Here is a 12,281-nt window from a genome sequence, read left to right on the forward strand (position 1 = left end):
GGAGAGTCTATCAGCGGAGCGGCGTGTTGCAAGCGACGGGACGCTGCCATACGGGCAGCTTTCTTGCCGGAAACGGCACTTAAAGTTAATTCTTAACACCAATCTCCAGCCAAAAAGCCTTGTATGACCATCCAGACCAAGCCTGTTCCCGCCGCTGCCGCCAATCATGCGACCGACAATCGATGGGCCCTTGCCAAATTCGCCATCGGCCAGCCGGTGCTGCGTACGGAAGACCCGGTTCTGGTGCAAGGTCAGGCCCGCTATACCGACGATATCAGTCTGCCCGGGCAGGCCTTTGCCGCGGTCGTGCGCTCGCCCCATGCACACGGCATCCTCCGCGGCGTCGACACGAGGGCCGCGCTCGCCATGCCGGGTGTGCTCGGCATCTATACGGCTGATGATCTGAAAAGCTACGGCCCGCTGAAATGCGGCGTGCCGTTCAAGAACCGCGACGGTTCGGAGATGAAAAAGCCGCTGCGCCCGGCGCTGGCCTCCGGCAAGGTGCGCTTTGTCGGCGATCCGGTGGCGATCGTGGTTGCGGAGACGTCGCTGCAGGCCAAGGACGCCGCCGAGGCGGTCGCGCTCGATATCGATCCCCTGCCCGCCGTGACGCTCGCCAGCGAAGCCGCAAAGCCTACCGCGCCTCAATTGTTTGATGACGTGCCGAACAACGTCTCGCTCGACTATCACTATGGCGACAGCGAGAAAGTCGCTGCCGCCTTCGCGCAAGCCGCGCATGTGACCAAGCTCTCCATGCGCAACACGCGCCTGATCGTCGCCGCCATGGAGCCGCGCTCGGCGATCGGCGTCCATGACAAGGCCCGCGAGCACTGGACGCTGCATTCGGCGAGCCAGGGCGTGTTCGGCATGAAGGGGCAGCTCGTCGACATCTTCAAGACCACGCCGGACAAGATGCGCGTCCTTACCGGCAATGTCGGCGGCTCATTCGGCATGAAGGCTGCGGTCTATCCGGAATATGTCGCGATCCTGCATGCGGCGCGCGCGCTCGGACGTCCGGTCAAATGGACCGACGAACGCTCCGGCAGTTTTGTCTCCGATCATCACGGTCGCGATCACGAGGTTGTCGGCGAACTTGCGCTTGACAAGGACGGCAACTTTCTCGCGGTGCGGCTGACCAGCTTCGCCAATATGGGTGCATTCCTGGCGACGGTCGGCCCGCTCGCCGGCACGCTCAACGCGGTGAAAAATGTCGCCAGCGTCTACCGCACACCTTTACTCGAAGTCTCTGCCAAATGCGTGTTCACCAACACCACCCATGTCTCGGCCTATCGCGGCGCAGGCCGCCCGGAAGGCAATTATTACATGGAGCGGCTGATCGATGCGGCGGCGGCGGAAATGGGCATCGACCGTATTGCGCTGCGCAGGAAGAATCATATTCGCCCGTCACAAATACCTTACACCGCTTCATCGGGCATGAAGTATGACAGCGGCGATTTTCCCGCGGTCTTCAAGGAGGCGCTCGATGCTGCCGATGTGAAAGGCTTTGCCGCCCGCAAGCGCGAGAGCAAGAAGCGCGGCAAATTGCGCGGGCTCGGCATCGGCTCCTATCTCGAAGTGACCGCCCCGCCAAACAAGGAAATGGGCGGCGTTCGGTTCGAAGAGAACGGCGACGTCACCATCATCACCGGCACGCTGGATTACGGACAGGGCCACGCTGCGCCTTTCGCGCAGGTACTTTCCGAAAAACTCGGCATCCCCTTCAATCGCATCCGCCTGCTGCAAGGCGACAGCGACGAACTGATTGCAGGCGGCGGCACCGGCGGTTCGCGCTCGATCACCGCAAGCGGCGCGGCCATCGTGGAAGCGGCGGCGAAAGTGGTCGAGCGTGGCAAGATCATCGCCTCGCACGTGCTGGAGGCCGCGCCCGCCGATATCGAATTCGACAAGGGCCGCTTTGTCATCGCCGGCACCGACCGTGCCATCGGCATTATGGAACTGGCGGATAAAATCCGCGCCGGCCTCGCGCTTCCGGATGGAGAGCCGCACTCGCTTGACGTCAAGCATGCGACGGAGGGCATTCCGTCCGCCTTCCCGAACGGCTGCCACGTTGCGGAGGTCGAGATCGATCCGGATACCGGCGTGGTCGAGGTGGTGAAATATTCCTCTGTCAACGACTTCGGCAATCTGATCAATCCGCTGCTGGTGGAAGGCCAGGTGCATGGCGGCGTGCTGCAAGGCATCGGCCAGGCCTTGATGGAGAATGTCGCCTATGACGAGGACGGGCAAATCCTGTCCGGCTCGTTCATGGACTATGCGATGCCGCGCGCGGTGCATGCACCTGCCGTCGGCTTTCTCAGTCATCCGGTGCCGGCGACAACCAATCCACTCGGCACCAAGGGCTGCGGTGAGGCCGGCTGCGCGGGCGCCCTCACCTCGGTGATGAATGCTGTCGTCGATGCGCTGTCGGTGTATGGCATCCGTCATATCGACATGCCGGCGACATCAGCACGAGTATGGGCCGCGATTCAGAAGGCTAAACCAAACGCAGCGTAGCTGCCGTTATCGAATCCGGCGTCAGCATTTATGCATTCAACTGCTGCAAGTTCCGCGCTATCCCACCATTGCAACAAAAGCTTCTGATAAAGTGACCGGATTCCGTCAATAATACTTGCGAAGCGTCACTGTTCCTTGCGCGCGCACTCAATGCACAATGCCGCCTCGGGCCGAGCCTCGAGTCGCTTGGCAGCAATTTCTTCTCCGCACCGGACACACTGGCCATAGGTCCCGTTTTCAATTCGCGTCAGCGCGCGCTTCACGGACGCAATCTCGCGTGCGATGAGCGCTGCTTGCCCTCCGAGCGACATGTCATCCTCCGTCTGGATCGCCTGCTCAGAAGAATCGGGATCGAGCGGCTCAGCCAGGTCCTGCGCGACGCGGTCCTGCCGTTCCTTGAGCTCGACAAGCTGCGACTCAAGACGAGCTTTTGCGGTATCAGCATTGATCATTACGACGACCCTCCATGTCCCGATTGCAATTGATCGCGGACTGAATTCAGCGCGAAGCAACCCGCCTATAACATCTAGTGGGAACGGCCTGCACCCGATTTCGTTGGCGCACGTAACCCGGTCTTCCGCTTGGATTCCAGGGCGGCAGGATGGCCCCTCAGCCGGCCGGGTCTGCTGGAGGAGGGCCCTGCAGCGGGCTCTCGCTTCGGCACGCGGATCAAACAGCAAAAACCACATCGTCCTCTCCGCTTGACGGCTCCTCGTCTGCATCGTATTCAAGATTTCCAATCCGTGGTCATTTGAGCCGGCCGGCTTGCCGCCACGTAAAACAACGCGCTAAAAGGCCGGGGACGCATGTGCCCGGCCAAGGGAGCTTCCCCCGGCCGGGTTTTTTAATGGCCGAAGGAGGCCGTGATGTCCGTGTCCCGTCCGCGCTACCGCCCCGAAACCCGTCTCGTGCATAGCGGCACCTTGCGTTCGCAATTCAACGAGACATCGGAAGCCCTCTTCCTCACGCAAGGCTATGTCTACGACTCGGCGTTGCAGGCGGAGAAGCGGTTTCTCGGCGAAGACCCCGGCTACCAATATTCGCGCTTCTCCAATCCGACAGTCAGCATGTTCGAACAGCGCATGGCCGAATTCGAAGGCGCGGAAGCCGCGCGCGCGACCGCAACCGGCATGGCTGCTGTCACGCTCGCGCTGATGGGCCAGGTGAAAGCCGGCGATCATGTCGTTGCGTCGAAAGCCCTGTTCGGCTCGTGTCTTTATATTGTCGAGGATCTGTTGCCGCGCTTCGGCGTGCAATCGACGCTCGTCAACGGCACCGACCTCGATGCGTGGCAGGCGGCGGTGCGGCCCAACACCAAGACCTTTTTCATGGAGACGCCGGCCAATCCGACGCTCGAGGTGATCGACATCGCGGCGGTGGCGAAAATCGCGCATAACGCCGGCGCGACGGTGGTGGTGGACAATGTCTTCTCCACCCCGTTGTGGCAAAGTCCGCTCGCGCTCGGCGCCGATTGCGTTGTCTATTCCGCCACCAAGCATATCGACGGACAGGGCCGCTGCCTTGGTGGAGTCGTCCTCGGCTCGGAGAAATTCATCGCCGACAATATACAGGTGCTGCTGCGGCAGACCGGCCCCTCCATGTCGCCGTTCAATGCCTGGGTGCTGCTGAAAGGCCTCGAGACGCTGGCGGTGCGCGTGCGGCGGCAAACCGACAATGCTGCGGCGGTGTCGGTGGCGCTGGCCGAACATCCGAAGATATCGCGGCTGATCTTTTGCGGACGGCCCGACCATCCGCAAGCGGCGATCATCCGCAAGCAGATGAAGGGCGGCTCAAATCTTGTCACCTTCGAGATCAAGGGCGACAAGGCGGCGACCTTCCGCTTCCTCGACGCGCTGAAGCTGATCCGGATTTCCAACAATCTCGGCGACGCCAAGAGCCTGGTGACGCACCCCGCCACCACCACGCACCAGCGGCTGAAACCGGAACAGCGGGCCGAGCTTGGCATCTCCGACGGCCTGGTGCGGCTGTCCTGCGGACTGGAGCACCCGGACGATATCGTGGAGGATATTCTGGCCGCGCTAGAGAAGGTGTGAGCGCCTCAGTTGCCGCCTATTATAAGGTACTGAAATGCAAGACGAATTTGGCTGGGGAACTAGGATTCGAACCTAGATTAACGGAGTCAGAGTCCGCTGTTCTACCATTGAACTATTCCCCAATGGGGGCCGCGCGGCCATTGCATACACGCGTCGTTTTGAAACTTCAAACCCCGATATGGGGGGTAGACCGACCAGCCGAACCCCATCAGCGGACAGGCTGGCCACCCACCGCCCGAATGGGTCAGTCGGCTCCGCGCAGCCGGTAACCGACGCCGGTTTCGGTGAGTGCATATTGGGGGCGCTCGGGATCCGCTTCGATCTTCTGTCTCAACTGGCGGCGCATAAACCCGCAGATACTGCGCATCGGTCGGTCGTCCCATAATTCGCCGAGCAGAACTTATGTGTGAGCACCTTCCCGGCACGCTGCACCAGAGCGCGCAGCAATTCGCATTCCTTTGGCGACAGCTTAACGTCCTTTCCGCCCAGCTTGACGATGCGCCGCACCAGGCCGACCGAAAGATCGCCGACGCGGAAAACCGGCCGTTCGCCCTGAACCTGCAATTGATGGCCGCGCCTGCGATGGCGGTTGGCATTGTCATCGCGATGCTTAAGACTGATATTACCGCTCTGCCCGGGATGAGTTGCTGCCGTAGAAGCCACCTGGCCCGACATTTCGCAATCTCATATTCGAAGCTATCCTCCGCACGCGGCAAAGCCCCTGGCGAGATCGTCCAAGAGATCGATTTCACTCTCCAAGCCAATTGAGAGCCGCAGCAGATTATCATTGATGCCCGCTCTATGCCTGGCTTCCCTGCTCATGCCGGCGTGAGTCATCGTGGTCGGGTGTGCGACCAGGCTTTCGACACCCCCAAGGGATTCAGCCAGGGTAAATACCCGGAGCGTGTCAACAAATTTCCGGACGGCCCCTTCCCCGCCAGCGATCTCGAAACTCAGCATAGCGCCGAATCCATGTTGCTGCTTTTTGGCAATGTCATGCCCTGCATGATTCCGAAGGCCGGGATAGTGAACGGCAGTCACCAGATCGTGCCGCTGGAGAAATTCTGCGATGACGCCCGCTGTCTGCTGCTGTCGTTCAATGCGCGGGAAAAGCGTCCGGAGCCCCCGCAAAGTCAGGTGGGCGTCGAATGGCGAGCCAGTTACACCCGTAATATTGGCCCATGACGCGAGTTCATCCACATGAGCCTTGTTGGCGCAGACAACTGCGCCGCCAATGACATCAGAATGTCCGTTGAGGTACTTGGTCGTCGAATGGATCACAAAATCTGCACCGAGCGAAATGGGCCGCTGCAAAGCCGGTGACAAGAATGTATTGTCAACCGCAATCATTGCACCGGCCGACTTCGCTCGGTCAGAGACGGCGGCAATGTCTACAATTCGCATCATTGGATTGCTTGGCGTTTCAATGAGCACAAGCGCAGGGCGGCTATCCAACGCGCCCGCCCAGGCGGCATCGCTGTTCTGATCGATGAACGCGACCTCGAATTGCAGCTTCGCGCGTCGGGCTGCAAGAAGCCGATAGGTCCCGCCATAGCAATCGTGCGGAGCAATCACCAGATCGTCTGATCCCAAACGGCTGAGGACAAGGTCAACCGCCGCCATACCCGTAGCGGTGATTACACTACCCGCACCGCCCTCAAGCTTAGCAATAGTATCAGCCAGAATATCGCGGGTCGGATTTGCTGTGCGACTGTAATCGTAGGTACCTGCCCTCTGAAAACCCTCGAATGCAAACGTGCTCGACAGATAGATTGGCGGCACCACTGCTCTAAAAGCTTTGTCCGATGCGATGCCGTTGGATGCCGCAATGGTCTGAAGATTCATTTTCTCCGTCATAAACAAAGACTGCTCATCATCTGCGTTTACAAGGAATTTGCATTGGGAGTGCTTACGCAAAAGGCAGGCGGCAATATTCTTTCACTCAGCCGCAAGCGCGCCGCGGTGCTTCTGATGTTCTGATCTTTTGATCAACATGCCTGCCTCCCTCAGTTCGATATCGGTTGACCGCGTAATAGGTCTTCACATGCGCGGTCTCGCTGTAACGCGCCCTGCGTTTTTCATTGCTGTTTTTCGCTGTCGGCCTGTGCGGCGATTGACAGTGGCGCGGCGCTGACCGCTGCAAGAGTGGTCCCGGCGCCGAGCGCATTCAGGAAATCGCGGCGTCCGACGGTCGCGTCTGCTTTCGTCTTCATCGTGATTTCCTCCTTTGGCTTTTCAAACATTCCCTAAACAGGTTAGGACGGACATTAACTTTTGACAAACGCGAAAAAATAGACGTTGATATTGACTTGTTAGATACAAGATGCTCCTGGAGGTATGATGTGGATACCGAACTTGCACGAACCTTCCTGACGGTTGTGTCCGTCGGCAATTTCATCAATGCGGCGGAACATCTGAATGTCAGCCAGTCGACGATCAGCACCCGCATCCACACGCTTGAGGAGCAGCTCGGCTGCTCGCTTTTCGTCCGCAACAAGGCCGGCGCAAGCCTGACGCCGGCCGGACGCATTTTTCAGAAACATGCATCGACGCTGGTGCGAACCGTAGAATTGGCGCGCCAGGATGTCGGCATCCCGAAAGGCTTCCGCGGGACACTCACGCTCGGCAGCCGCATCGGACTTTGGGAAAAGTTCCTGCTGGAATGGCTGCAGCTGATGCAGAAAGCCATGCCCGACGTTTCCGTGCGCGCCGAAATCGGTTTCGAGACCGACATCATGCTGGGCCTGGTTGAAGGCCGCCTTGACATCGGCGTCATGTACACGCCGCAAAGCCGTCCCGGCCTGCAGGTCGAGCATCTCTTTGAGGAGAAGCTTGTGCTGGTCTCGACGGACCCGAGCGGCGCACCGGAACCGGAGGCCGGCTATGTGCTGGTCGACTGGGGACCTGAATTTTACATTCGCCACAGCGCCAGCTTTCCAAACTTCGCCGGCCCGGCGTTGACCGCGAATATCGGCTGGCTGGGGCTTCAGCATGTGCTGGAAAACGGAGGCTCCGGCTATTTTCCGATGCGGCTGGTGCGGTCGCATCTTCAGGCGAAGCGGCTCACCGTGATCGCCGGTGCGCCGGAATTCTCCTTGCCGGCCTATGTTGTCTATGCGCTGGAACGCGATGAAGACGTGCTGGAAAGCGCGCTTGACGGCATCCGCAGTCTCGCCAAGGCGGTGCAAGCCGCGCCGTAGCGCACGGTTGCGGCTGAACACCGGCTGGACGCTTGCCGGTGTTCAGCCAGCCGCGGGCGCAGGTTCTATTTGACCCGCGGCAGCACCATGAATTGATGGAATGGCGGCGGCGACGACAACGTCCATTCCAAAGTGGTTGCCCCCTCGCCCCAGGGATTTGCTCCTGCCGGCTCGCGGCGAACGAAAGCGCGCACAACGCCGTACATGAAGATGAGCACGCCCGCCGCTGTGATGTAGGCACCCAGCGAGGACACCATGTTCCAGCCCGCAAACGCATCCGGATAATCCACGTAGCGTCGCGGCATGCCCGCGAGACCCAGGAAGTGGTGCGGAAAGAACAGGATGTTCACGCCGACAAACGTCACCCAGAAATGCAGCTTGCCGATCCGCTCGTCGCAGACATAGCCGGTGAATTTGGGAAACCAGAAATACCACGCCGCGAAGATCGCAAACACGGCGCCAAGCGAGAGCACATAATGGAAATGCGCAATCACGTAATAGGTGTCCTGCAGAACGAAGTCGATCCCCGCATTTGCCAGTACGACGCCGGTGACACCGCCGATGGTGAACAGAAACACGAAGCCGATCGCCCATAGCATCGGCGTGCGCAGATCGATGGAGCCTCCCCACATCGTGGCGATCCAGGAAAACACCTTCACGCCGGTCGGAACCGCGATCACCATGCTTGCAACGGTGAAATAGGCCTGCGCCCCGATCGACATGCCGACCGTGAACATGTGATGCGCCCATACGACGAAGCCGATGCCGCCGATCGCCACCATCGCATAGGCCATGCCAAGATAGCCGAAAACGGGCTTGCGGCTGAACGTCGCCACGATCTGGCTGATGATGCCGAAGCCCGGCAGGATCATGATGTAGACTTCGGGATGGCCGAAGAACCAGAACAGATGCTGATAGAGGATCGGATCGCCGCCGCCGTCAGGCGCGAAGAAGGTCGTGCCGAAATTGCGATCCGTCAGCAACATGGTGATGGCGCCCGCCAGCACCGGGAGCGACATCAGCAGCATGAACGCGGTGACCAGCATCGCCCAGGCAAAGAGCGGCATCTTGTGCAGGGTCATGCCCGGTGCGCGCATATTGAAGATGGTGGTGATGAAATTGATTGCACCCAGAATGGATGAGACGCCCGCGATGTGAATCGCGAGAATCATAAAGTCCATCGCAGGTCCGGGATGTCCGATGACCGAGAGCGGCGGATACATCGTCCAGCCGCCGCCAAATCCCGCGACGCCGGGGGCGCCTTCTGCAAACATCGAGAGGATCAGCAACAGGAAAGAGGCCGGCAGAAGCCAGAACGAAATGTTGTTCAATCTCGGGAACGCCATGTCGGGCGCTCCGATCATCAAGGGAATCAGCCAGTTACCGAATCCCCCGATCAGCGCCGGCATCAGGGTGAAGAAGATCATCACCAGACCATGCGCGGTGACCACGACATTGTATTGCTGGGGATCCGCAAAGATCTGAATGCCGGGACTTTGCAGTTCCATCCGCATTGCCACCGAGAGTGCCAGTCCAAAAAGCCCCGCCACGAACGAAAAGACGAGATACAGCGTGCCAATGTCCTTGTGATTGGTGGAGAATAGCCAGCGGCGCAGGCCTGAAGGACGCCCCTCGCCGGCTGCGGTTGCAGTGACGGTCGACATAGCCGGTGTTCCTGTGTTGTTTGAATTCATTGCGCATGCCCACCTTGGTTGATCGCCTTGACCGGCATTGACCCGTTTCGGTCATGCCGTCTGGCGACTTTGTTTATGGTCTCAAGACATCCCCTGGCACGCCGTCTGGCGGGCGCCGTACGCGAAGCGGATTTTTGCTGGGCCGCTCATGAGCCTCACCGTCGCCTGGCGACGCGCGAGCGCTCAGATCTGGCCAAAGGCCCTGAGGCCGAGGAACATCGCGTAGTGGCCCACGCTTTCGTCCCAGTAAGTCAGCGAGTGCGAATTCGGCGAGTCACGCCGCCATAGCGCCGCGCAACTGCAACTCAATCCACCAATAAAGAGGAGGAATCCCAGCGACTGCCAGAATTCCTCCTGTATCACCAGCGCCAAGAAAACGATCAGCGCCGACCGAACAAGGAAGCGCCACAGCGCCTTTTGCGATGTGTCGTCCAGAGTAATTCGTTCGGTATCCGGGGAAATTCGTTCCGTTTCATGGGACATGCTGCTTCTCCTTCGAGGCAAACCCAGCGCCCGGCTGAGACACCATCGTGACCGATGATGTCAGCCGGCCAGATTTTCCAATCGCTGGCGTGAGAGTACGCCCCAGAATGACGAGCGTATAACGAATTTAAATGGTCGTTGTTATCGGAAAAATTGAAGTTGCCTCTTCATGTCACTGCAGACGGACGGCGACCCGCCTGACGCGCGGCCACCAGCCTAACGGCAAGAGGTGATGTGCGGTGTGCATGAATGTGCCGTTCCGGCGGCGCGGACGCGACGCTGTTGCCGGCGGTACTTTACTTGCAGCTCTGCGGGTGGCTGGTCGGCTGACCGAGGAAATTGCCGCATTTGTCACAGCCGGCAGCGCCAAATGCCAGAAGGCCGAGCAAAAACCCGATGGTGATCCTTTGGCGCATGCCTTCCCCGTCCCTGTGGCTTGCGCTCTTATCATAATGTGCTTGGCCCGCCCAGCCGCAGCCCGGTCGCACTCCTGGCGCTGGCGCAAGGTGACCGCTCGCCGTGAGGCAGGCCCAATTCCCGCCAACCCGCGGCGCTCGCCGAGTTCGGCCCGCATCGCGGGCCGCCGAGCCAATTGAGCTAGGTCAAAAGGGATTCCGGCGTCACTGGGCTATCGTCAGGCCGATTTGCTTTGGGCCAGACTCCCCTCACCTCGGCGATCCATGCCCGACGGTCAACCGTGCGCCGAAAAACGCAGGGTGGAAATCATGACCAGAGTCTGACAAACGAAGACTCCGCAGTCTGACCAACCAAAAACACTGCCCCTCCGATCAAGGATCAAACGATGGCTTCTGCACTGTTCTCACCTGTCACCATGCGCGGACTGACCCTGCCCAACCGCATCGTGGTCTCTCCGATGTGCCAGTACAACTCCAACGACGGCTCCGCCAACGACTGGCACCTCATGCATCTTGGCAGCTTTTCGCTTGGCGCGGCTGGCTTGGTGATGACCGAGATGACAAACGTCAGCCCGGTCGGCCGCATTTCCCCGCGCTGCGCCGGGCTGTGGTCGGACGAGAACGAAGCGGCGCTGAAGCGTGTGCACGATTTCTGCCGTACCTACGGCGTCGCCAAGCTGGGCGTGCAGCTCGCGCATGCCGGCCGCAAGGGGCCAACCACGCCGCCGGCGGCCGGCGGCAAACCGATCAGCAAAGAGGACGGCGGCTGGACCCCCGAGGCGCCCTCCGCCATCCCCTACGACCAGGGCTGGCCGGTGCCGCATGCCATGACCAAGGACGACATCAAGCGCTGCATCGCCGAATTCGTCGCCAGCGCCAAACGCGTCGATCGCATCGGCTATGACGTGATCGAGCTGCACGGCGGACACGGCTATCTTCTGCACCAGTTCATGTCTCCGCTGTCCAATCAGCGCACCGATGAATATGGCGGCTCAACCGAAAACCGCATCCGCTTTCCGCTGGAGGTCTATTCCGCCGTGCGCGCGGCCTTTCCGGAAGGCAAGCCGATCGGCATGCGCGTCTCCGCCACCGACTGGGTCGACGGCGGCTGGACGCCGGAAGAGACGGTGGTGCTGGCGCGTGAGTTGAAGCGGCTCGGCTGCGACTATCTCGATGTCTCCACCGGCGGACTGGACCCGCGCCAGAAGATTCCGCTGGCTCCCAATTATCAGGTCCCGTTCGGCGAGAAGGTGCGCAAGGAAACCGGCATCAAGACCATGTCGGTCGGCCTGATCACCGATCCGCATGCGGCGGAGAACATCATTGCTTCCGGCAAGGCGGACTTCATCTGCATCGGCCGCGGCGCGATGTACAACCCGCGCTGGGCCTGGCATGCCGCGGAGGAGCTCGGCGCGGAGACCGCTTACGCGCCGAAGATGATGGCCTGCCATCCGAAGATGCGGCCGCAGGTCTTCCCGAGCCGGCAGGCCGCGGAATAGCTCCCGCCGGCAACACGCGAAAAAGCGAAGCGCAGGATGTCAGGGCTGCTGCAAATTCCCGATCTCAGCAACGGTTGGGTCATTCTGAGAATAATGTGCGGGGCGTTCTTCGTCCCGCACATCTACGCAAAGTTCTACGTTCCGGCGGCGCTCGGCTTCTTTGTCGCGGCGAAATTCAATCCGCCCCGGTTTTGGATGTATGTCGCCGGCGCCATCGAAATCGTGCTGGCGATCGCACTGATTTTCGGGATTTTCACCACTTTCACTGCAGCGATTGCGGCGCTGCATCTTATGGTCGCCGCGGCCGCAGTGTATCGCGTCAGCGACGGAAAATGGCTGTGGAATATCGGCGGCAGCGAATTTTGTGTGTTCTGGGCCATCTGCTGCGCGCTGGTGGCCATGCAGTCCTGACGGCCGCAAT

General features: G+C 60.4%; 10 protein-coding genes, 1 tRNA gene, 1 pseudogene and 1 riboswitch. Of the genes and pseudogenes, 5 read left to right on the plus strand and 7 right to left on the minus strand.

All coding sequences use genetic code 11. The features are described 5' to 3' along the window. Nucleotides 1-123: 123 nt before the first annotated feature. The gene (locus RO009_21265) at nucleotides 124-2,514 is read left to right on the plus strand and encodes a xanthine dehydrogenase family protein molybdopterin-binding subunit (GenBank protein MDT3687565.1); all 2,391 of its coding nucleotides are present in this window, start codon (nucleotides 124-126) and stop codon (nucleotides 2,512-2,514) included. A 125-nt stretch (nucleotides 2,515-2,639) separates the two neighbouring features. On the opposite strand, the gene RO009_21270 is transcribed toward RO009_21265, so the two are convergent. Beyond that, nucleotides 2,640-2,966, minus strand: coding sequence for a TraR/DksA family transcriptional regulator (locus RO009_21270; GenBank protein ID MDT3687566.1), 327 nt, complete (start codon nucleotides 2,964-2,966; stop codon nucleotides 2,640-2,642). 281 nt (nucleotides 2,967-3,247) lie between these two features. Beyond that, a riboswitch (SAM riboswitch) is annotated at nucleotides 3,248-3,326 on the plus strand. Nucleotides 3,327-3,380: 54 nt separating this feature from the next. On the opposite strand from RO009_21270, the gene RO009_21275 reads away from it, so the two are divergent. Then, on the plus strand, nucleotides 3,381-4,568 hold the full coding sequence (locus RO009_21275; protein MDT3687567.1) for an O-succinylhomoserine sulfhydrylase: 1,188 nt from the start codon (nucleotides 3,381-3,383) through the stop codon (nucleotides 4,566-4,568). Between the two features lie 48 nt (nucleotides 4,569-4,616). Here the strand turns inward: RO009_21275 and RO009_21280 are convergent. The 4 genes and pseudogenes from RO009_21280 to RO009_21295 all read right to left on the minus strand — a co-directional run bounded on the left by RO009_21280 (nucleotide 4,617) and on the right by RO009_21295 (nucleotide 6,781). After that, nucleotides 4,617-4,690 (minus strand) — tRNA-Gln (locus tag RO009_21280). 122 nt (nucleotides 4,691-4,812) lie between these two features. Further along, nucleotides 4,813-5,138 (minus strand): annotated as a pseudogene (locus tag RO009_21285) (winged helix-turn-helix domain-containing protein). A 126-nt stretch (nucleotides 5,139-5,264) separates the two neighbouring features. Next, entirely contained in the window at nucleotides 5,265-6,425 is a 1,161-nt protein-coding gene (gene metB, locus RO009_21290; GenBank protein MDT3687568.1) for a cystathionine gamma-synthase, read from the minus strand. Nucleotides 6,426-6,646: 221 nt separating this feature from the next. Then, on the minus strand, nucleotides 6,647-6,781 hold the full coding sequence (locus RO009_21295) for a twin-arginine translocation signal domain-containing protein (GenBank protein ID MDT3687569.1): 135 nt from the start codon (nucleotides 6,779-6,781) through the stop codon (nucleotides 6,647-6,649). 129 nt (nucleotides 6,782-6,910) lie between these two features. On the opposite strand from RO009_21295, the gene RO009_21300 reads away from it, so the two are divergent. Continuing rightward, entirely contained in the window at nucleotides 6,911-7,768 is an 858-nt protein-coding gene (locus RO009_21300) for a LysR family transcriptional regulator (GenBank protein ID MDT3687570.1), read from the plus strand. Between the two features lie 65 nt (nucleotides 7,769-7,833). On the opposite strand, the gene ctaD is transcribed toward RO009_21300, so the two are convergent. Both ctaD and RO009_21310 read right to left on the minus strand, forming a co-directional pair. After that, nucleotides 7,834-9,432 carry a cytochrome c oxidase subunit I gene (ctaD, locus tag RO009_21305; protein ID MDT3687571.1) on the minus strand — a complete coding sequence of 533 codons (1,599 nt, stop codon included), beginning with the start codon at nucleotides 9,430-9,432 and terminating at the stop codon, nucleotides 7,834-7,836. Nucleotides 9,433-9,645: 213 nt separating this feature from the next. After that, nucleotides 9,646-9,945: a hypothetical protein gene (locus RO009_21310; protein ID MDT3687572.1), complete on the minus strand. Its 300-nt coding sequence runs from the start codon at nucleotides 9,943-9,945 to the stop codon at nucleotides 9,646-9,648. 802 nt (nucleotides 9,946-10,747) lie between these two features. Here RO009_21310 and RO009_21315 point away from each other — a divergent pair. Together RO009_21315 and RO009_21320 are read left to right on the plus strand one after the other, a co-directional pair. After that, on the plus strand, nucleotides 10,748-11,860 hold the full coding sequence (locus RO009_21315; protein ID MDT3687573.1) for an NADH:flavin oxidoreductase/NADH oxidase: 1,113 nt from the start codon (nucleotides 10,748-10,750) through the stop codon (nucleotides 11,858-11,860). Between the two features lie 36 nt (nucleotides 11,861-11,896). Further along, the gene (locus tag RO009_21320) at nucleotides 11,897-12,271 is read left to right on the plus strand and encodes a DoxX family protein (GenBank protein ID MDT3687574.1); all 375 of its coding nucleotides are present in this window, start codon (nucleotides 11,897-11,899) and stop codon (nucleotides 12,269-12,271) included. Nucleotides 12,272-12,281 lie beyond the last annotated feature (10 nt).

It is taken from the genome of Pseudorhodoplanes sp. (assembly GCA_032027085.1).
Lineage (GTDB): Bacteria > Pseudomonadota > Alphaproteobacteria > Rhizobiales > Xanthobacteraceae > Pseudorhodoplanes.